Source organism: Nitrospirillum viridazoti CBAmc, assembly GCF_000730165.1.
Classification (GTDB): Bacteria; Pseudomonadota; Alphaproteobacteria; order Azospirillales; family Azospirillaceae; genus Nitrospirillum; species Nitrospirillum viridazoti.
Map to the genome: position 1 here is coordinate 235,337 of NZ_CP022112.1, position 19,426 is coordinate 254,762.

General features: G+C 68.9%; 16 protein-coding genes. 10 read left to right on the plus strand and 6 right to left on the minus strand.

Annotated features, from left to right (window positions below; genetic code table 11):
- Positions 1-193 precede the first annotated feature (193 nt).
- A complete protein-coding gene (locus tag Y958_RS23055; protein WP_088874311.1) occupies positions 194-1,780 on the plus strand; it encodes a S10 family peptidase in 1,587 nt (528 codons plus the stop codon).
- An 80-nt stretch (positions 1,781-1,860) separates the two neighbouring features.
- On the opposite strand, the gene Y958_RS23060 is transcribed toward Y958_RS23055, so the two are convergent.
- The 4 genes from Y958_RS23060 to Y958_RS23075 all read right to left on the minus strand — a co-directional run bounded on the left by Y958_RS23060 (position 1,861) and on the right by Y958_RS23075 (position 7,740).
- Positions 1,861-2,370, minus strand: a complete 510-nt coding sequence (locus tag Y958_RS23060; RefSeq protein WP_088874312.1) for a hypothetical protein — start codon at positions 2,368-2,370, stop codon at positions 1,861-1,863.
- A 133-nt stretch (positions 2,371-2,503) separates the two neighbouring features.
- The gene (locus tag Y958_RS23065; RefSeq protein ID WP_186291573.1) at positions 2,504-5,536 is read right to left on the minus strand and encodes a TonB-dependent receptor domain-containing protein; all 3,033 of its coding nucleotides are present in this window, start codon (positions 5,534-5,536) and stop codon (positions 2,504-2,506) included.
- A 351-nt stretch (positions 5,537-5,887) separates the two neighbouring features.
- A complete protein-coding gene (locus tag Y958_RS23070; protein WP_088874314.1) occupies positions 5,888-6,718 on the minus strand; it encodes a class I SAM-dependent methyltransferase in 831 nt (276 codons plus the stop codon).
- A gap of 83 nt (positions 6,719-6,801) precedes the next feature.
- Positions 6,802-7,740 (minus strand): LysR family transcriptional regulator, encoded by a 939-nt coding sequence (locus Y958_RS23075; protein ID WP_088874315.1) that lies wholly within the window; start codon positions 7,738-7,740, stop codon positions 6,802-6,804.
- A 180-nt stretch (positions 7,741-7,920) separates the two neighbouring features.
- Between Y958_RS23075 and Y958_RS23080 the strand changes: the two genes are divergently transcribed.
- From Y958_RS23080 to Y958_RS23115, 8 genes are all read left to right on the plus strand, one after another.
- Positions 7,921-8,157 carry a hypothetical protein gene (locus Y958_RS23080; protein ID WP_088874316.1) on the plus strand — a complete coding sequence of 79 codons (237 nt, stop codon included), beginning with the start codon at positions 7,921-7,923 and terminating at the stop codon, positions 8,155-8,157.
- A gap of 86 nt (positions 8,158-8,243) precedes the next feature.
- The gene (locus Y958_RS23085; RefSeq protein ID WP_088874317.1) at positions 8,244-8,717 is read left to right on the plus strand and encodes a DUF1203 domain-containing protein; all 474 of its coding nucleotides are present in this window, start codon (positions 8,244-8,246) and stop codon (positions 8,715-8,717) included.
- A gap of 166 nt (positions 8,718-8,883) precedes the next feature.
- The gene (locus Y958_RS23090) at positions 8,884-9,936 is read left to right on the plus strand and encodes a LacI family DNA-binding transcriptional regulator (protein ID WP_088874318.1); all 1,053 of its coding nucleotides are present in this window, start codon (positions 8,884-8,886) and stop codon (positions 9,934-9,936) included.
- A gap of 183 nt (positions 9,937-10,119) precedes the next feature.
- Positions 10,120-12,519 (plus strand): ABC transporter permease, encoded by a 2,400-nt coding sequence (locus Y958_RS23095; RefSeq protein ID WP_088874319.1) that lies wholly within the window; start codon positions 10,120-10,122, stop codon positions 12,517-12,519.
- Between the two features lie 14 nt (positions 12,520-12,533).
- A complete protein-coding gene (locus Y958_RS23100) occupies positions 12,534-14,948 on the plus strand; it encodes an ABC transporter permease (RefSeq protein WP_088874320.1) in 2,415 nt (804 codons plus the stop codon).
- A gap of 59 nt (positions 14,949-15,007) precedes the next feature.
- Complete coding sequence (locus tag Y958_RS23105; protein ID WP_088874321.1) at positions 15,008-15,256, plus strand: AbrB/MazE/SpoVT family DNA-binding domain-containing protein; 249 nt, start codon at positions 15,008-15,010, stop codon at positions 15,254-15,256.
- Positions 15,249-15,659, plus strand: coding sequence for a type II toxin-antitoxin system VapC family toxin (locus Y958_RS23110; RefSeq protein ID WP_088874322.1), 411 nt, complete (start codon positions 15,249-15,251; stop codon positions 15,657-15,659). Before Y958_RS23105 ends, Y958_RS23110 begins: the two co-directional genes overlap by 8 nt.
- Entirely contained in the window at positions 15,656-15,838 is a 183-nt protein-coding gene (locus Y958_RS23115; RefSeq protein WP_088874323.1) for a winged helix-turn-helix domain-containing protein, read from the plus strand. Before Y958_RS23110 ends, Y958_RS23115 begins: the two co-directional genes overlap by 4 nt.
- Here the strand turns inward: Y958_RS23115 and Y958_RS23120 are convergent.
- The gene (locus Y958_RS23120) at positions 15,835-16,698 is read right to left on the minus strand and encodes an alpha/beta fold hydrolase (RefSeq protein ID WP_088874324.1); all 864 of its coding nucleotides are present in this window, start codon (positions 16,696-16,698) and stop codon (positions 15,835-15,837) included. The two genes, Y958_RS23115 and Y958_RS23120, sit on opposite strands and share 4 nt — an antisense overlap.
- Positions 16,699-16,795: 97 nt before the next feature.
- Between Y958_RS23120 and Y958_RS23125 the strand changes: the two genes are divergently transcribed.
- Complete coding sequence (locus Y958_RS23125; protein ID WP_088874325.1) at positions 16,796-17,836, plus strand: P1 family peptidase; 1,041 nt, start codon at positions 16,796-16,798, stop codon at positions 17,834-17,836.
- Here Y958_RS23125 and Y958_RS23130 read toward each other — a convergent pair.
- Positions 17,824-19,425, minus strand: coding sequence for an ABC transporter ATP-binding protein (locus tag Y958_RS23130; protein WP_088874326.1), 1,602 nt, complete (start codon positions 19,423-19,425; stop codon positions 17,824-17,826). The two genes, Y958_RS23125 and Y958_RS23130, sit on opposite strands and share 13 nt — an antisense overlap.
- Position 19,426 lies beyond the last annotated feature (1 nt).

The window sequence follows — 19,426 nt, forward strand, 5'->3', positions numbered from 1 at the left end:
CATCCGCTTCGACCGGCTGGTCGCAGGCCGGCATGGCGCCAGCTATGCCCCCGCTTAAAACTTTTATCCGGGCGTCCTATTTCGGATGCTTTTGTTACGCTGTGCCAGCTAGGCCGTTTCGACAGGGGCGGCCCGGCGTGGGGCCCAGGTGTGGGGCCCAGGTGTGGGGCATCGAAAAAGAATGGGGGTTCCAGTGAAGAACAGGCGTTGGGCACTGCTGGTGGCGGCCGTGTTGGCCGTGACGCTACCGGCGGTCATGGCTCCTGCCGTGATGGGCGTCGCGCAGGAGAAAAAGGACGACAAGCAGGATAATAAGGAGGGCGCGCCGAAGGCCGCCCCGGACGCAAAGGCGGACGCGCCGAAGCGCGTCACCGTCGACCGCTCCGGCACCTTCAATGGCAAGCGCGTCGATTACACCGTTTCGGCGGGGGAGACCTATCTGCGCGATGAGAAGGGCGAACCCGTCGCCAGCATCTTCTCCGTCGCCTACACCAGGAAGGGCGCCAACCCCGCTACGCGACCGGTGACCTTCCTCTACAACGGCGGCCCCGGCTCGGCCAGCCTGTGGCTGCACATGGGCGTCTTCGGGCCTAAGCGCGTGCAGATCCCGGCGGACGCCGAGAATCCCGGCCCGCCGCCCTTCCCGCTGGTGGACAACGCTTTTTCCATCCTGGACGTGACCGACCTGGTGTTCATCGACCCGGTCGCCACCGGCTACAGCCACGCCATCGGCAAGGGGGAGGAGAAGGACTTCCTGGGCGTGAAGGAGGATGCGAAATCGGTCGCGCAGTTCGTGCGCGTCTGGCTGGGCGACAACAAGCGCTGGAACAGCCCCAAGTTCCTGGGCGGTGAAAGCTATGGCGGCATCCGCACCGGCGCCATGCTGCCGGAATTGAGCGGCACCACCTCCACCGTGTCCCTGAACGGCATCATCCTGATTTCCCCGGCCATGGACTACACCTCGCTGACCTTCGCGCGGGGCAACCTGGTGCCCTACTGGTCCTTCCTGCCCAGCTATGCCGCCACGGCCTGGTATCACAAGAAGGTGGCCGACACCTCCATGGGCTTCGACAAGTTCCTGGCCGACGCCCGCCAGTTCGCGGCAACCGAGTACGCCTCCGCCCTCATCCTGGGCAACCGGCTGTCGCCGGATCAGCACAAGGCGGTGCTGGCCAAGCTGGCCCATTTCACAGGATTGTCCCCCGCCTTCATCGAGCAGTCGCACCTGAAGATCCAGGACCACCGCTTCATGAAGGAACTGCTGCGCGACCAGGGCAAGAGCATCGGCCGCATCGACGGCCGTTACCTGGGTGAGGACTACGACAGCTCAGGCGACCGGCCGGACAACGACCCCTCGCTGAACGGCATGAGCGGGGCGTTCAGCGCCGTGGTGAACACCTATTTCCGCAACGACCTGGGCCTGGACATGGGCGGGCGGGAGTACAAGGTACTGGGCTCCCTCTATCGCCGCTGGAACTACGCCCAGGTGGACGGCGGTGGCAGCGAGCCCTACCGCGGCACCGACGTCGGCCCCTTTGTCGGCGACGCCATGCGCCAGAACAAGGGCATGCGGGCCTTCGTCGCCATGGGCTATTACGACCTGGCGACGCCGTTCTTCCATACCGAGAACAGCTTCAACGACGCGGGCGTGCCCACCAACCGGGTGTCGTTCAACTACTATCCTGGCGGCCACATGATGTACGTGCAACCCCAGGCCATCGAAAAGCTGACCCAGGACATCCGCAAATTCATCGTCGCCGGCAGCCCGGCGCAGAACTGAGGGCCGTGCTGAAGCCAAGGGGGGCTAGCCGCCCTTGGCGGTCGGCGGCCGCCGGCGCTTGAGGAACACAAGAAGGAGCGTCAGCGGTCGCGCACGACGCTCAGGCTGTAGGACATGTCGCCCACCTGCAGCTGATAGCCCATACCCAGCATGGAACGGGACACGGTGGCGCTCTCGCCGCCCTTCAGGTGGATACGGGCGTTTTCCTGCGAGCGCCAAACCTGGCCGTTCTCCAGGGTGAAGATGGGCCGGCCGGCGGGGTCGGGGCGCATGGAGACGATGCGGGACTGGATATTGTCCAGTTCCGCCGCCACCGGCGGCGGGGGCGGTTCATGCTTGCCGAACGTGGCCTCGGTCTGGTCGGCCTTGACGCTGGGCGGGCTGCCAAAGGTGGCCTCCACTGCCTTCTTCATCTCCACTTCCAAGCCGTCGCTGCTCTTGTCGAAGCAGGCCAGGCGCTGGTCCCCGTCGGCAATCTTCTTGCAGGCCACCACCTCGCCAGCGGCGCTGGGGGCGGTCGCCGCCTGGGCCGGTGCAGCCAGGGCCAAGAGGGCCGCCGCGAGGGGGGCGGCAATGTGGGCGTGCCTCATCCATCTCTCCCATAACCCCGGCGGCCATGGTCGCGCGGGGGCTGAACGCGAAAGGGGCCGGACCGGTTTCCCGATCACGGCCCCGACTTCTCGAAGGAAGGGGCCCGGCGTCGCCGCCCGGCCCCCGCACTCATCAGAACTTCACCGTCGTGCCGACGAAGAAGGTACGGCCGACGATGTCGTACGAGCCGCCGCCACCCGTGGTGACCGGGAACGTGGCGTACGAACCGCCCTGGTACGAGCCCTGGTACAGGAAGGGCACGGCCGGGGGCATCTTGTCCGCCAGGTTGTTGATACCGCCGAACACCGTGATGTTCTTCCAGCGGTAGCGGGCGGAGATGTCGTGGTACCAGTAGGTCGGGATCTTGTTGAAATCAGCGATTTCAGCAGTGGAGTTCGGGAAGGTCTCGGACTCGCCGATGAAGCGGCTGGACCAGGTGACCGTCAGGTTGTTCCAATCCCAGGTGCCGGTGAAGCGGCCCTTCAGGTGCGGATAACCGACAGTGCCGGCGCGGTACAGCTTGTTCTCGGCGTGGGCCGGGTCCTGGATGATAATGCTTTCCGGAACCCAGGTGCCGGTGAAGCCCAGGTTCAGGCCGCCCATGTTCTGCAGGCCCACCTTGTCCAGTTCGAAGGCGTAGTCGACCTGGAAGTCCAGACCGCGCACCACTTCCTTACCGATGTTGACGGTGTTGCCATAGATGGTGGCGATGGAACCGTCCGCACGGCGGGTGATCAGGCCGCACTGCGCGGCGGCGCTCAGATCATAGCAGTTGGTCAGGATGGAGTTGGAGGTCAGCGCCGCCTGGCCCTGGGTGATCTTCACCAGCCAGTAGTCGGCGGTGACGTTCAGGCCCGGGATGAAGGTCGGCGTGAACACGGCGCCGGCCGTCAGGGTGCGGCCGATTTCCGGCTTCAGGTTGATGTTGCCGCCCGTACGGGTGGACGGGTTGCCGAAGTCGCTGGACTTGTAGCCGGCCGGGACCACCTTGGCGCAGTTGGCGGCGCGGGTGGCGTTGGCACCGATGTTTTCGACCGAGCAGGGATCGCTGACGCCCAGGAAGTTATCGCCGGCCGGGGTGAACAGGTCGTCGATGTTGGGCGCGCGCACCGCGCGGGCGATGCCACCGCGCAGCTTCACGTCGTCGTTGACGGCCCAGCCCGCCTGGATGTTCCAGGTGCTGGCGGGACCAGCCAGCGAGTAGTCGGAGTAACGATAGGCCAGATCCAGGTCCACGGCCTTGGCGAACGGCAGGTCGCGCAGTACGGGGACGCTCAGCTCGCCATACACTTCCGTGGTGTCGTAGCTGCCGGACACGGAACCGTTCTGGTTGCCGTAGATGGTGCCGGTGGGCTGGTTTTGCAGGAAGTCGGTCTTGTCCACCGACTCTTCCTTGCGGTACTCGACGCCGGCGGCGAAGCTGACCGGGGCCACGGTGCCGCTGAACAACGCCGGGAACTTGAACAGGTCGCCGTTCAGGTTGAAAGCGGCGTCGTGCTGTTGCAGCGTCGCCATTTCCTTGGTGTAGGTGTAGGCGTAGGCCTTCTGCGCGGCGCTCAGCGGGCCGACCACGAACGGGTTGATTGGAGTGCAACCGTTGGCCTGGGCGGTGGCGTCGCGGCAGACGATCTTGCCGCCCACGTTCACGGCGTCCAGCTGCTGATTGAACAGGCTGACGACCTTGTCGGTGTTCACGAAGCTGGTACGGTTGCGGCCGTAGTCATAATAGGCCTCGTAGTGCCAGCCGTTGGTGAGGTCACCGTTCAGGCCGAACACGCCGCGCATCACCTCATACTCATAGGCGTACTCGCGCGGGCCATACCAATCGTCGTTCACGCGGGTGATGGTGAAGCTGGACACCTTGTCGGTCGCCAGCAGCGCCTTCAGGTCGGACGGCAGGTAGGCATTGTCGGCCTGGATGGTCAGGGCGCCGGAGCCCAACTGGCCATTGGTGCCGGTGCCCGGGGTGCCCGTGCCGTTGGTGAACGGCGTGGACCGGCTGGTGCCGCGGCTGTCGGAATACTTCAGGTCGGCGAAGAAGTTCAGCGTGTCGATGGGCCCCAGGTCCTGCGCCAGGCGATAGTTGACCAGGGTGTCGGCCACTTCGCGGATGTTGGGGGTGCGCAGGGTCAGGTACTTGGACGGGTTGTAGCCGTCCCCACCGATCGAGTTGGCGTCACCGGCGCTGGTCTTGTTGCCGGCGGGGATGCCGTTGATCAGCGTGCCGCGGTTGAACGGGACGATGCCCGAGCCGTCGGGCTTGAAGGTGTAGCTGTACTGCGGGTGCGCCGCGTCCAGCCAGGTGCGGATGACGGGGGCGCCGCTGGCCGCCAGCACCGACGACAGGGTCGGGGAGATGGTGATGCGGTCGGGGATGCCGTCGCTGGCGCTCTTGCTGGCCGGGTTGGCCACCAGGGTGTAGTTGTACAGCGCCTCGGGGCGGTCCTTGCCATACAGGCCCAGGTCGTGGTTGTAGTCGACCGCCAGGGTGATGTTGCCGCGGCCGCCGTCGAAGTTGTGGCCGACGATGGCGCTGACATCGGTGGACTGGTAGCCATCCCCATCCGACCAGTTGTACTGGATGGTGGCTTCGGCGCCTTCGTAGTTCTTCTTGGTGATGACGTTGACCACACCGGCGACGGCGTCGGCGCCGTACACGGCCGACGTACCGCCCGTCACCACTTCGATGCGCTCGATCAGCGCCGGCGGGATGCTGTTCAGGTCGACCAGCGAGGTGCCGCCGGAACCGTTACGGCCGGACAGCGAACCGACGTGGCGCTTGCCGTCCACCAGGGTCAGGGTGCGGTACTCACCCAGGCCGCGCAGGTTGGCGAAGTTCACGCCGGCGCCGTTGATGAAGCGGGCGTTGGTCGACGGACCCATGTCGTTCTGGGTCTGCGGCAGCTGGCTCAGCACGTCGACGGTCGAGGTCAGGCCGGTGGCCTGGATGGCCTCGGCGTTGATGACCTGGACGGGGGTGGGCTGGGTCAGGTTGGGGCGCGCGATGCGCGAACCGGTGACGACGATTTCCTCGAGGGAATCATCGGCGGCGGCCTGCTGCTTCTGCTGGGCCTGGGCGGTGGTCGCGGCCAGCGCCATCAGGGCGCCCGCAGCGATGCCATGGCGCCACACCTTACGGCGGGCGGCGACGGAAATCTCCCTCATGCCTCTCCTCAATCTCTCTTCTGTCTTGATCGTTGGCCGGCGCCGACGGCGCCCAGCCAGCCCCGCGCCCATATCGGGGCAGGATTGCGACCAATTTCTTTTGCAGAAGTGCGATTGAGTAAACGGCGGATTTTGTAACAGTCGGTATCAACCGATAAGTGTGCGAATTTTGTCACATTTTTGATAACGGCAGAAATGCTAAGGTATCAAAAATGGAAATGTTATTACCTAAGGCCTATGCCGTGGCCGATCGCCGCATCCTCCGCCCCGTGGAAACGAAAACGCGCCGCAACCGGGGGCGGCGCGGCGCGAGACTCGTTTGTTGTCTGAATATTGTATAAACTAATCAGCTTATTGCAGGGGCTTCCGGAATTTCAGCACGAAATTATCGGCTTCGCCCACAGCCAGATAACGGTCCCGGTCCCTATCCTTAAGCGCTAGGGTCGGTGGCAGGGTCCATACGCCTTCCGGCCAATCCTTGCTGTCCTTGGGGTTGGCGTTGATCTCGGAACTGCTCACCAGCTCGAAGCCGGCCTTCTTGGCCAGCGCGATGGCGTAATCCTGCCTTACGTAACCGCTGGTTGCTTTCGGATCTTGCGGCTGGGCATCGCTGGCGCGGTGATCCTCGATGCCCAGGATGCCGCCGGGCTTCAGCGCCCGATAGAAGGCGGCCATGGCCTCGTCCGCGTAACCGCCACCCATCCAGTTGTGCAGGTTCCGGAAGGTGACGATCAGGTCGGCACTGCCGGCGGGGGCGATGTCGAAGTGCCCCCGGCCGAACTCCGTCACCTTGACCTTGCCGTAGCGCGCCGGGTCGGCGGCCAGCTTGGCGTCGAAGGCGGCGTTCTCGCGGTTGGCGTAGGCGCTGTCCGTGCCCCGGGGGTTGGCGGCGGCGTAGTAGGTGCCCCGGTCATGCAGGTAGGGCGCCAGAATCTCCGTCCAATAACCGCCGCTGGGCGAGATCTCGACCACCGTCTGGTGGGGCGCGAGGCCGAAGAAGGCCAGTTCCTGCAAGGGATGGCGGGCGGCGTCGCGCGCCTGGAACTGGGGTGATCGCGCGGGTGAGGCCACCATCTGTGCCAGGACGGGGTCGGGCTTGGCTTCCTCGGCGCCCAGGGCGGGCAGGCTCAATACGGTGGCGCTGGCCAGGACGGCCAGGCGAAGCAAGGGCCGCAGACGCATGGGGGAATTCCTCGGGGCTGGGGGCCGTTATGCCGGCCCGTCGTCATGATCGGGAAAGTGTACGGGAAAAGCGCCCGTCGGCGCTATGGGGCCGCCGCCGGTGGTTCCATGCCCCCGTCGTGAAGCGGCCCTACGGAGGGTGAGCTCAGCAGATGGTCGGCCAGCAATTTGGCGAAGCGGGGCAGGCGGGCCCGGCCGCGGGTGCAGACCTTCAGATCGCGTACCGCCCAGCTGTCGGTCAGGGCGATGCAGCGGATGTCCATGGTCCGGGCGGCACGGCGCGCCGTCGTTTCCGGCACGATGCCGATGCCGACGTTGCCCTCCACCAGGCGGCAGATGCCATCGAAGCTGCGCAGCTGTACGCGCAGGCGCAGACGCCGGCCGGCGCGGGCGGCCCGGTCGGACAGGAAGCGCTGCAGCGCCGCCGCGCGGTCCAGGCCCACGAGGTCGTGGTCCATCACCTCGGCGAAGGTCACCGTCTCACGCCCGCCCAGCGGGTGGGTGGGGGCGGCCACCAGGACGAAGCGGTCCTGGCGGAAAGGGTAGGTTTCCAACTCGCCCGTCTCCACCGTGCCGGCGACGATGCCGATGTCGCCGGTGCCGTCGGCGATGGCGGCCACGATCTCATCGCTCAGCCGTTCCTCCACATCCACCGACACCAGGGGGTGGGCGTTCAGGAAGCTGCTCAGCAGCTCGGGCAGGAATTCCGTCAGCGCGTTGGTGTTGGACAGGATACGGACGTTGCCGGCCGCCCCGCCGGCGTAGACGCTCAAATCCTCACGCAGGCGTTCCGTCTGCTCCAGGATGGCGCGGGCATGGGCCAGCAGGGCGCGGCCGGCGGGGGTGGGTGTCACCCCGTGCCGTCCCCGGTCCAGCAGAATGGCGCCCAGCGACACCTCCATGTTACGGATGCGCGTGCTGGCCGCTGCCAGGGCCAGGTGCGCCCGTTCGGCCCCCCAGGTGATGCTGCCCGCCTCCACCACGTCGCGGAACAGGGCCAGGTCGGTCAAGTCGAATTGCATGGAAGCCCCTTCGCGGGTCACCCTTCGTCATCGGCGAAGGCACACTGCGCGCAATACACATTGTTGCCAAGGGTTCGGTGACCGATACTTCGCCTGTGACGGAGCGATTGCCTGAACGGACGCTCCTCCGCCCGGGGCTCCGCATCGCCGGCGGCCCTTGAAACCATAAAGGACACCATCATGACCGGCCGCCTTTCCGGTGGCGCCGGCAGCGCGTTGTCACGCGCGCTGCTGGGGCTGCTCCTGCTCGCCTTCATCCTCTTGCTGATGCTGCGCCCGGCGATGCCGGTGGCGCTGGACAGCCAGGGCCACCGCTGCACCCTGGTGCGGGTGGTGCCGGACGCGGATGAGATGCCACCGACGCAGGTGGCGAAGCCCGGCCCGCCCTCTTTCGGCCCGGATGCCTACGGCGACTGAGTATTTTCGACCGCAGGAAACGGGATGGCCGCCGCGTCGGCGCGGGGCAGGGTGGGACATCGACCACCTCACCATCGGTTGCCATCATGACCCTGTCCTTCACCGTCACCGGCCTCGATCCGGCCCCTTTCGCCCCCTTGTTCGCCCTGGATGAGGCCGGCCTGCTGGCCGCCGGCGCCCGCCGTCAGGTTGTGGACGCCGCTGGCGCCTTCCCCTGCCGCGTCAGCCTGGATGATGCCCGCCCGGGGGAGCGCGTGGTGCTGGTGAACCATCAGCATCAACCCGCCTTCACCCCCTATCGCTCCGCCCATGCGATCTATGTGCGCGAGGGCGTGGGTGAAGCGTGCCGGACGGTGAACACCCTGCCGCCGGCCTTGGAACGGCGCATCCTGTCGCTACGATGCTTTGACGCGGGCCATATGATCGTGACGGCCGACCTGATGGACGGTGCGGAGGCCATCCCCCTCATCCGCCGCCTGCTGGACAGGCCGGATGTGGCCTACATCCACGCCCATTACGCCAAATACGGCTGCTATGCCGCGCGGATCGACAGGGCGTGACGTGAAACAGCGCTGACGATGGCCATGAAATGAAGGGCAGGGGCACCGTTTGCCAGGGGTAAGGCGCTTGCGTCACCTTCCCCGGGCAAGGGAATATCGGCGTCCCGCCGGCCCGGCGGGCGCCGTTGCTTCGTCGTCGGCGATCAGATGACGGATCAGCGGACGGATGCGGCGGTCACGGCAGCAGCGGGACAGGGTGACCATCCAGGACGTGGCCCAGCGTGCCGGCGTGTCCGCCATGACCGTGTCCAACGTCGTCAACCGCACTGGCAAGGTGGGGGAATCCACCCGCGCCCGAGTCCGCGCCATCATTGAGGAAATGGGCTACGTGCCCAGCCAAGCGGCCCGCCACTTGGTGGGGGCGGCCCCGGCGCGCATCGGGCTGATCTACCTCGATATCGAAAGCATGTTCCTCAGCCTGGCGCATGGCGAGGTGTCGGCTGCGGCGGCGGAGAAGGGGCTGCAGCTGATGGTGCGCCGCGCCAGTGCCGCCACGCCCGACAGGGCGGCGGCGGTGGCGCTGTCCCTGGTACGGTCGGGCGCAGACGCCTTGCTGTTCATCCCCCCCTTTGCCGAATTGCTGACCGGGACGCCGGCGCTGCGCACCCTCGGCGTGCCGGCGGCGGCCATCGCCACGGCCGGTCCCTTGCCCGACATGGCGACGGTACGCATCGACAACCATGCGGCGGGGCGGGCGGTCGCCGACTTGCTGGTCGCGCGGGGCTATCGCCGCATCGCCATCATCACCGGCCCGGGCGGCCATTCCGACAGTGTGGCCCGGCTGGACGGGTACAAGGCCGCGCTGGCGGCGCACGGCATCCCTTTCCGGCCGGAGCTGTGCGCGGAAGGGCTTTTTAGCTTTGAAACCGGGCTGGTCGCCGCCGACACCCTGCTGGACCTTTCCCAGCCGCCGGATGCCATCATGGCTGCCAATGACGATATGGCCGCCGCGGCCTTATGGGCCGCGCACCGGCGGGGTTTGGTGCCGCCCCGTGACCTCGCCGTTACCGGCTTTGACGACACGCTGGTCGCCACCCGGGTGTGGCCGGCGCTGACCACTGTGCGCCAACCCATAAAGGACATGGCCATCCGCGCCATCGACCTGCTGGTCGAGGCGCTGGGCCGGCCGGCTGCGGAGCGGGCCGCCCCGGCCACCACCCCGCGCGACGTGGTGCTGGACTTCACCCTGGTGGAACGCGGTTCCGTGCGGCAGGCGTGAAGAAGCGTGATGTCGGCGGCGCCCTTTAGTAGGCGGGCGTGTGCGCCGATTGTCCGTTACCGGACACTGTGCGCCAACGGACAGAGGTTCCCCCCGTCGTCTTCAGCAAAAGCAAGGACTTAAGCGCGGCCCGCCTTTTGCTTAAGGCAATGGCCTCATTCCGCAGCCAGGGGAAACCGCTGAATGATCGTCTTGCCGTCCATTTTTCGCCGCCACGCGCTGATCACCCTGCTCAACCTGTTCGGGCTCACGGCGGGGATCGCCGGCTTCCTGATGGTCAGCCTGTATGTGGCGGGGGAATTGACCGTGGACCGGGGGTTCACCGGCGTGGACCGGCTGTACCGGGTGGGGACACGGTTGTCCGTGGGCGGCAACGACATCGTCCTGGGCGCCACCACGCCCCTGCTGGTCGAACCGCTGGCGCAGGATTTCCCGGAGGTGGAGGCGGTCACCCGCGCCTCGGAGGAGGATGTCGACCTTCAGGATGGGGATCGCGTCCTGACCACGCCGCTGTTGTGGGCGGACGCCAACCTGTTGCGGGTGCTGGACTATCCCCTGGCGCGGGGCGACAGCGCCACGGCGCTGGCCCGGCCTGACGGGCTGGTGGTGACACCGGATCTGGCCCGCACCCTGTTCGGGGATGCCGATCCGATGGGCCGCACCGTCCAGGTGGCGGGCGGCCAGATGCTGACCGTCACCGGCGTGCTGAAGCCGCTGGCCGAAACCCATCTGAAGTTCACCGGCATCGCCGCCGACAGCGGCCGTGGGGACAAGAACTGGGCCCATATGGCCGCGGAGCAGTGGAGCCACATTGGGGAAACCGCCGTCTACGTCCGGCTGCGTCCGGGAGCCTCCGCCGAGGCGGTGGCCGCGCGGCTGCCGGATTTCGTGCGGCGCCGCGCCGTCCTGAGCCAGTTGCCGGATGATGTGCGCCAGGGCTTCATGACCCTGCGTCTGGACCCGGTGCCGTCCATCCATCTGCACATCAAGACCTTCAACCAGTCCAAGCCGGGCGGCGACGTCGGCACCGTGGGCCTCCTGTCGGCCGCCGCCCTGCTGATCCTGGGCGTGGCCATCGCCAACTACACCAACCTGGCCACGGCCCAAGCCATCCACCGGGCGCGCGAGGTCGGCATCCGCAAGTTGGCTGGTGCCCGGCGGTGGCAGCTGGTGGCCCTGTTCACCGGCGAGTCCGTGGCGCTGGCCATCGCTGGCACCCTGACCGCCCTGGCGGTGGTGGAGGTGCTGCTGCCTCCCTTTCAGGCGCTGGTGGGCCGGCCGCTCGGCTTTTCCTTGCTGCGTGACGGCGGTTTCCTTGCCCTGGTCCTGGCCACGCCCCTGGTGGTGGGGGTGCTGGGTGGCCTTTATCCCGCCCTGGTACTCTCCGGCTACCGCCCGGCGGCAGTGCTGAAGGGTGGCACGGCGCCGGCCGCCGGCCGCCTGCGCGCGGTGTTGGTGGTGGCACAGTTCGCCATCTCCATCACCCTGATCATCGCCACGGTGACGGTGCTGCGCCAGGTGGCGCACGCCCGCACCGCCGCCTTGGGCTTCCTGCCGGAAAACCTCTACGTCGTCAGCCAGCTGCCCCACGACGCCCAGCGGGCGGCCACCATGAAGACGGAGTTGGCGAAGGTGCCCGGCATCCAGGGCACGGCCTTCAGCAGCCTCGTCCCCGCTGACATCAGCCAGTTCATGACCCAGCTCACGGTGCCCGGCGACACCCATGGCGCCACGCCGGGCAAGGCCTTCATGCCGGAATTCTCGGCGGATCCGGACTTTATCGCGACCTATGGCCTGGATCTCAAGGCGGGGGTTGCCCTACCGCCCGGCTGGCGCCCGGCGGCGGATGGGGAGCGGCGCTATGTCTGGCTGACCGAGGCGGCGGCCAGGCGCCTGGGTTATGCCCATCCCACGGACGCCGTGGGCGACCGCTACACTGATGAGGAGGATCATCCGGTCGAGGTCGCGGGCGTGCTGGGCAATGTCCGTTTCCGCACCGCCCGCGACGCGGACGAGGCGCTGATGTTCTCCGTCGGCGCCACCGGCGGCTTCCTGACCGTCCGCCTGGCCGCCGGCGACCCTCGTCCGGCCCTGGCCGCCATCAACGCCCTGGTGGATCGGTTGTATCCCGAGGCGCGCCGCGCGCCGCGCGGCTTCGCCGACGACCGGCTGGAAGCCCAGTACCGGACGGAGGAGCGCCAGGCCAAGGTCTTCGCCATCTTCAGTGCGCTGGCCATCGTGCTGGCCAATCTGGGCCTGTTCGGCCTGACGGCGCTGGCGGCGGCGCGGCGGACCAAGGAGATCGGCATCCGCCGGGTCGTGGGGGCCCGGGCGCGCGATATCGCCTGGCTGATGGTGTGGCAGTTCGCGCGGCCGGTGCTGCTGGCCAACCTGGTGGCATGGCCCTTGGCCTGGTGGGGGCTGCACCGCTGGCTGGGGCAATTCACCGTGCGGGTGGACCAGGGGCCGGGCACTTATCTGGCCGCTGGCGCCGCCGCCCTGGCCGTGGCGCTGGCCACCGTGGCCATCCACGTCCTCCGCGTGACCCGGGCGCCGCCGGCCAGCGCCCTGCGGTATGAGTAAGGGGAAGGTGTCCGATGTCGATGTTCACGCTGCCCGTCTTTCTCCGTCGGCATGTCCTGTTCACCCTGCTGAACCTGGCGGGTCTGGCCGTCGGTATCGCCGCCTTCCTGCTGGTCAGCCTCTACGTAGCGGAAGAGGGGACGGTGGACCGGGGTTTCGCCCATGCCGACCGCCTGTACCGCGTGGGCAGCCAGCTGAACGTGGGCGGCCAGTCCATCAAGCTGACATTCTCCCCCGATGATTTGGCCGAGTCCCTGAGGCAGGAGGTGCCGGAGGTGGAGGCCGTCACCCGTGTCGAGCAGGATCGGGTGATGCTGGGCGCAGCCACCCGCTACTTCGAACAGCGGGTGCTGTGGGCCGATCCGGATTTCCTGCGGCTGCTGGATTATCCACTGGAGCGGGGCGATCCCGCCCTGGCTCTGGCCCGGCCCGATGGCGTGGTGGTGACGCGGGAACTGGCCCGCACGCTGTTCGGGGACGCCGACCCCATGGGCCGCACGATCGAGGTGCGGCACGGGCCGGCCCTGACCGTCACCGGTGTCCTGGCGCCGCTGCGGCAAAGCCATCTGGTCTTCACCGCAATCGCCGCCGAGGCCGCGCGGGGTGACAAGTCCTGGGCGCATGCGAAGCCGCGCGCCTGGTCTGACATCTCGGGCGTCACCACCTACGTCCGCTTGGCGCCTGGGGCGTCGGCGGCGGCGGTGGGCGCGGCGCTGCCCGCGTTCGTCAACCGGCACAACCCGCCCAACCCCGACAAGGCGGGCGGCGGCATGGACAACATGGTCAGTCTGCGGCTGGATCCCGTGCCCGACATCTATCTGCGGGTCAAGGCGCTGGGCACCGTCGCCGGCGGGGACGTCGGCACGTTGCAGGTCCTGGGCGGCGTCGCCCTGCTGATCCTGGGCATCGCCATCGCGAACTACACCAACATGGCCACGGCCCAGGCCATCACCCGCGCCCGCGAGGTGGGCATCCGCAAGCTGGTGGGCGCCCGGCGCCGGCAACTGGTCGCCCTGTTCACTGGCGAGGCGGTGCTGCTGGCCGCCATCGGCACGGTGGCCGCCCTGGCGCTCATGGAACTGGCCCGGCCGGCGTTCCAGGGACTGGTGGGCCGGGATGTCTCGCTGGCGCCCCTGCCCCGGGGCTGGCTGCTGCCCCTGCTGCTGGCCACGCCCGTCCTGGTGGGCGTGCTGGGCGGTTTCTACCCCGCCCTGGTGTTGTCGGGCTACCGGCCGGGGGAGGTGCTGAAGGGTCGCGCCCAGGCGCCGGGCGCCGGCCGCGTGCGGGCCGTGCTGGTGGTGGCGCAGTTCGCGGTGTCCATCGCCCTGATGGTGGCGACCTTCACGGTGCAGCGCCAGGTGGCCCATGTGCAGGCGGCTGGCCTGGGCTATCAGCCGGACAGCCTGTACCTGATCAGCAACCTGCCCGTCGACCTCGCGCGGGCCGCCACCTTGAAGGCGGAGGTGGCACGCCTGCCCGGCGTGCGTGCCGCCAGCCTGTCCAGCTTGGTGCCGGCCGCTGAATCGGAAAGCCTGTCCAGCTTCGACCTGCCGGAGAACACCCGCAGCACCCTGCGCCAGGCGCGGGGCATCGCCAGCTTCACCGCAGACCAGGATTTCTTCGCCACCTATGGTGCGCGCCTGGTGGCGGGCAAGGGCCTGCCCGCCGGCTGGAAGCCGGCGGAGGTGGACGAGGACAAGCCGCGTTACCTCATCCTGACGGAAACCGCGGCGCGGCGCATGGGATACGCCAAGCCGGAGGACGCGGTGGGCGAACGTCTCTCCATCAACAGCGAAGACCCCACCGAGGTCGCCGGCGTGGTGGCGGACATGCGGTTCCAGTCCGCCCGCCGCGCCGACCTGCCGCTGATGTTCCTGATCAAGGCCAGCGGTGAGCACCTGACCGTGCGCCTGGCCGCAGGTGACCAGCGGGCCACGATGGCAGCCGTGAATGCCGTGGTCGACAAGCCGTACCCCGACGCCGAATACCTGCGCCGCGCCTTCGCGGATGAGCGGATCGAAAGCCTGTATCAGTCGGAACGGCGCCAGGCCCGCGTCTTCGCCGCCTTCGGCGGCCTGGCCGTGGCGCTGGCCAATATGGGCTTGTTCGGCCTGACCGCCCTGACGGCGGCCCGGCGTACCAAGGAGATCGGCGTCCGCCGGGTGGTGGGGGCCAAGGTGCCGGACATCATGGGGCTTATGGCCTGGCAATTCACCCGGCCGGTGCTGCTGGCCAACCTGGTGGCGTGGCCTGTCGCCTGGTGGGCTTTGCACCAGTGGCTGCTGCAATTCACCGTGCGGGTTGACCAGGCGCCCCTGACCTTCCTGGCCGCGGGCGCCGTCGCCTTGGCCGTGGCCCTGGTTACGGTGGCCGTCCACGTCATCCGTGTCGCCAGCGCCCCGCCGGTGGCGGCGCTGCGGTACGAGTGAGGACAAGGCGTGCCCAATATGTCATTATAGCCAAAGGTGTCATCTTTGGAGTTCATGACATGTTGCGCGCCAATCTGACGATGGCATCGAATGGCCGTGTCGTCATTCCGGCTCAGATGCGGTCCGCTTTGGGCTTGGCCGATGGCGGTAAGGTCGTGGCACGGCTGGTCGACGGCGTTGTGGTGCTGGAACCCATAGAGGCCGCCATTCGCCGGGCCCAGGCCCTGGTGCGACGTTACGTTCCGGAAGGCGCCGACCTGATCGAGGAACTGGCGGCGGAGCGACGGGCGGCGGCGGAGCATGAGTGAGGCGGTCCTCGACAGTTCGGCCTTGTTGGCCGTGCTGCTGGCGGAGCCCGGGGCGGAGCAGGTGATGGCCACTCTGCCAGGCGCCCTGCTTTCCACCGTGAACCTGGCCGAAATCATCACCAAGCTTCGGGAACGGGGCATGCCCGTCGACGAGGCGCGGGAGGCGGTTGAGGCGACGGGGGTCGAGATCGTCGACTACCGGTTGGAAGACGCGTTGCAGACGGCAGACCTGCGTCCGGCCACCTGTGCTGCTGGTCTGTCGATGGGCGACAGGGCCTGCTTGGCCCTGGCCTGCAGCCGCCGTTTACCAGCGATCACCGCCGACCAGGCCTGGGCCAAGGTGGCGCGGGCCGGGATTACCGACTTGGAAATCACTCTGATCCGGCCAGTGGCAAGGCCATGACCGGTACGTATCGCATCGGCGGTTGGACCTTTGACGGGGCGGTGCTGCGCCATGCCGACGGGACGGAGAGGCGGCTGGAGGGCCGCGCTGCGCGGACGCTGGCGGCACTGTGCGTGCGACGCGATGAGGTGGTCAGCCGTGACGCCCTGCTGGCCGAGGTCTGGCAGGGCCGGGCCTAGCCGTTCACCAGGCCCAGCAGCAAGGCGTTGGTCTCGGCCGGCTTCTCCAGCATGATCTGGTGGCCGCAGCGTTCCAGTTCCACGTAGGTGGCGTTGGGCAGGCGCCCGGCCAGGTCGCGGGCGCCGGCCGGGGGCGTCAGGCCGTCGTTGGCGCCGGCCACCACGGTGATGGGCAGGGTCAGGGCGGACAGCGCTCCCGGGTCGGGATGGGCCGCCTGGCTCATCAGCGCCTTCATCATGAACAGGCTGTTGCCCTTGGTCGCCTGCTCCTCGAACGCCAGCAGGGCGGCGTCGGTGTCCGGATGCCAGGCCAGGGAACGGAACTTGGCGGAGATGATCGGGCGGATCCATTCCAGGATGAAGGGCGGCAGCCAGCTCAGCGGGTTGGCGCCCAGCTGGGCGACGGGGCTGGGCGGGCCAAGCAGCAGGGCCGCCGCCACACGGTCCAGCCGCCCCTCCGCCGCCAGGCCCTGCAGCAGGCTCAGGGTCAGGCGGCAGCCGTAGGAATGGCCGGCCAGGATGATGCGGCCTTGACCATAGGTCTCCAGGATCTGGCGGTAGTCCGCTACCAGGTGGCTTCCCTGATACGCCGCCCAGTCGCGCGGCTGGGGGCTTTGCCCATGACCGACGAAATCCCAGGCGACGATGCGCACCCCCGCCTCCACCAGGGCGGCCCATTGATGGCGCCACTGGTTCTTGTTGCCGCCACTGCCGTGGCAGAGGAAGACGGTGGTGTCGGCGCGCGCGCCGCCCTCATGCACCAGCAGGCTCAAGGGTGGGCGGCCGTCGCGCACCGTCACCGTGTCGGGCGTGACCACCAGCCGGGTGGTGGCGAGCGGCAGGTCAGGGACGTCGGGCATGGCGTTTCCCGTTGAAGGTGTGAGGGCGAAGGAGGACTATTCCCGCTGTCGCGGCCTGAGGTTCAGACAGGCCACCAAGCCGTTGGAAAACCGTATCATGCCTGCCCCCGGACCGCGCAACGCCATCACCGACGTCCCCGGCCTGACGGTGGGCCACGCCACGGATGAGCGGGTGCGCAGCGGCGTCACCGTTCTGCTGTGCGGGGGGGCCAAGGGGGCCGCTGGCTGGGCCGGCGGCGTGGACGTGCGCGGCGGCGGCCCCGGCACCCGGGAGACCGAGATGCTGGCGGCGGAGAACCTGGTGGGCCGGGCTCATGCCGTGGTCCTGACCGGCGGGTCGGTCTTCGGGCTCGCGGCGGCGGACGGGGTGGCGGCGGTGCTGTCGCGGCGCGGGATGGGCCTGACCCTGCGGCCCGGCACACCCGCCGTGCCCCTGGTCCCGGCCGCCGTGCTCTATGACCTGGCCAACGGCGGCGACAAGGACTGGGGCCTGACGCCGCCCTACCGCGACCTGGGGATACGCGCGGTGGAGGCCGCCGGCCTGGACGTGCCCCAGGGTGCCCTGGGCGCCGGGCGCGGCGCCATGGCCGGGCTGATCCCCGGCGGCGTCGGCACCGCCTCCATCGACCTGGGTGATGGCCTGGTGGTGGGCGCTCTGGTGGCGGCCAACCCCCTGGGTTCGGTCTTCATGCCCGATGGCCGCACCTACTGGGCCTGGCCGTTCGAGATCGACGGTGAGTTCGGCGGCCGGACGCCCCAAGGCCCCGTGGATGCCAGCGACCCAGTGCCCGAGCTGTCGCGGCTGGGCGTGCACCGCCAGCCCACGGCTGGCGCCAACACCACCATCGCCGTGGTGGCCGCCTCCGCCGACCTCAGCACGGCGGAGTGCAAGCGAGTGGCGATGATGGCGCAGGACGGCATCGCCCGCGCCGCCCGCCCGGCCCACACGCCGTTCGACGGCGACACCGTGTTCGCCGTGGCGCGGGGACCGGCCCTGTCGAAGGACGCCGGCGGCCGTTGGGCCCAGGTGGCGCGTATCGGTTCCGCCGCCGCCGACTGCCTGGCCCGCGCCATCGCCCGCGCGGTGTTCCATGCGGGGGACGGTCAAGGCGGCGATGGCGGCCATCAGGCGACGTGAGCAGCCAGGGTGGGCGTGGCCGCCAGCAGGCTGGCGGTGTAGGGATGCTGGGGCCGGCTCAGCACCTGCAGGGTCGGCCCTTCCTCGACGATGCGGCCGCCTTGCATGACCATCAGCCGGTCGGTCAGGGCCCGCACGACCGCTAGGTCGTGCGACACCACCAGATAGGCCAGGCCCAGGCGCCGGGAAAGGTTACCCAGCAGGTCCAGGATCTGGGCGCGCGTCAGCACATCCAGGGCCGAGGTCGCCTCATCCAGGGCGATCAGGTCGGGCTGCACCGCCAGGGCGCGGGCGATGGCGATGCGCTGGCGCTGGCCGCCGGAGAATTCGTGCGGATGGCGGTCGGCGTCCGCCGGCGCCAGGCCCACTTGGGTCAGCAGTTCCTCCACCCGCGCCCGGCGCAAGGCGGGCGTCAGCGGTGTGTCCAGCAGGGCCAGGGGCTCGGCCACCACGCGCTCCACCCGCCAGCGGGGATCGAAGCTGCCCACCGGATCCTGGAACACCATCTGTACATGGCGGCGCAAGGGGCGGCGGGCGGCCTCGGGCGCCGCCGACCAGGGCTGGTCCAGCAGGCGCACCGCGCCCGCCTGCGGCGCGTCCGCTGCCAACAGGGTGCGCAGCAGGGTGGACTTGCCGGATCCTGACTCGCCCACGATGCCCACGCTCTCCCCCCGGTGCACGGCCAGGCTGGCCTGGTCCACGGCGCGCAGGTGCGCCGGCTTGGACCACCAGCCGGCACGGGGCAGGGGGTAGTCGCGCACGATGCCCTCAGCGACCAGAAGAGGCGGCTGGACGGGCGCCGGCTGGACATCCGGCCGCTGCCGCGCCGGTTCGGTGGCCGCCAGCAGGCGGCGGGTATAGGGATGCTGCGGGGCGGCGAAGACGGTCGCGGGCTCGCCCGCCTCCACCACCGCGCCTTCATGCAGGACCACCACGCGGTCGGCCACGCGCGACACCAGGGCTAGGTCGTGGCTGATCAGCAGCAGGCCCAGGCCGTCCTGACGGACAAGATCGACCAGCAGGCCCAGGATGCGGGCCTGGGTGGTCACGTCCAGGGCGGTGGTGGGCTCATCCGCGATCAGCAGCTTGGGTTTCAGCGCCAGGGCCGCCGCGATAGCCACCCGCTGGCGCTGGCCGCCAGACAGTTCATGCGGACGCCGGCCGCGGGGGAAACGGTCGGCGGGCAGGCCCACACGGGTCAGCATGGCGTCGGCGATGCGCGTGGCCTCCGCCCGGCTGGCCATGCCGTGCACCCGTACCGTCTCCGCCACCTGCGCGCCGATGGACAGGACGGGGTTCAGGGCCGTCATGGGTTCCTGGAACACCAGGCCCACGTCGCGGCCGCGCACGGCGTTCATCTGCCGGTCGGTCAGGGTGGTCAACTCCCGCCCGTCCAGGCTGATGCTGCCCTGGGTTCTGGCGCCGGCGGGGGTCAGGCCCAGCACCGACAGGGCGGTCATGGACTTGCCGGAGCCGGACGTCCCCACCAGGGCCACGATCTGGCCCGGTTCCACCGTCAGCGATACGGCGCTCAGGATGGCGCGGCCGTCGATGGCCAGGCTGAAGTCGCGGATGTCCAGCAGCGCCATC

Bases quoted from the DNA above. Each gene is read 5' to 3' on its own strand.
- Y958_RS23070 (WP_088874314.1), bottom strand. From the start codon at position 6,718: ATGCGTCTGCGGCCCTTGCTTCGCCTGGCCGTCCTGGCCAGCGCCACC.
- Y958_RS23080 (WP_088874316.1), top strand. From the start codon at position 7,921: ATGACCGGCCGCCTTTCCGGTGGCGCCGGCAGCGCGTTGTCACGCGCG.
- Y958_RS23060 (WP_088874312.1), bottom strand. From the start codon at position 2,370: ATGAGGCACGCCCACATTGCCGCCCCCCTCGCGGCGGCCCTCTTGGCC.
- Y958_RS23090 (WP_088874318.1), top strand. From the start codon at position 8,884: ATGCGGCGGTCACGGCAGCAGCGGGACAGGGTGACCATCCAGGACGTG.
- Y958_RS23100 (WP_088874320.1), top strand. From the start codon at position 12,534: ATGTCGATGTTCACGCTGCCCGTCTTTCTCCGTCGGCATGTCCTGTTC.
- Y958_RS23120 (WP_088874324.1), bottom strand. From the start codon at position 16,698: ATGCCCGACGTCCCTGACCTGCCGCTCGCCACCACCCGGCTGGTGGTC.
- Y958_RS23065 (WP_186291573.1), bottom strand. From the start codon at position 5,536: ATGAGGGAGATTTCCGTCGCCGCCCGCCGTAAGGTGTGGCGCCATGGC.
- Y958_RS23105 (WP_088874321.1), top strand. From the start codon at position 15,008: ATGTTGCGCGCCAATCTGACGATGGCATCGAATGGCCGTGTCGTCATT.
- Y958_RS23130 (WP_088874326.1), bottom strand. From the start codon at position 19,425: ATGGCGCTGCTGGACATCCGCGACTTCAGCCTGGCCATCGACGGCCGC.
- Y958_RS23095 (WP_088874319.1), top strand. From the start codon at position 10,120: ATGATCGTCTTGCCGTCCATTTTTCGCCGCCACGCGCTGATCACCCTG.
- Y958_RS23125 (WP_088874325.1), top strand. From the start codon at position 16,796: ATGCCTGCCCCCGGACCGCGCAACGCCATCACCGACGTCCCCGGCCTG.
- Y958_RS23110 (WP_088874322.1), top strand. From the start codon at position 15,249: ATGAGTGAGGCGGTCCTCGACAGTTCGGCCTTGTTGGCCGTGCTGCTG.
- Y958_RS23115 (WP_088874323.1), top strand. From the start codon at position 15,656: ATGACCGGTACGTATCGCATCGGCGGTTGGACCTTTGACGGGGCGGTG.
- Y958_RS23085 (WP_088874317.1), top strand. From the start codon at position 8,244: ATGACCCTGTCCTTCACCGTCACCGGCCTCGATCCGGCCCCTTTCGCC.
- Y958_RS23075 (WP_088874315.1), bottom strand. From the start codon at position 7,740: ATGCAATTCGACTTGACCGACCTGGCCCTGTTCCGCGACGTGGTGGAG.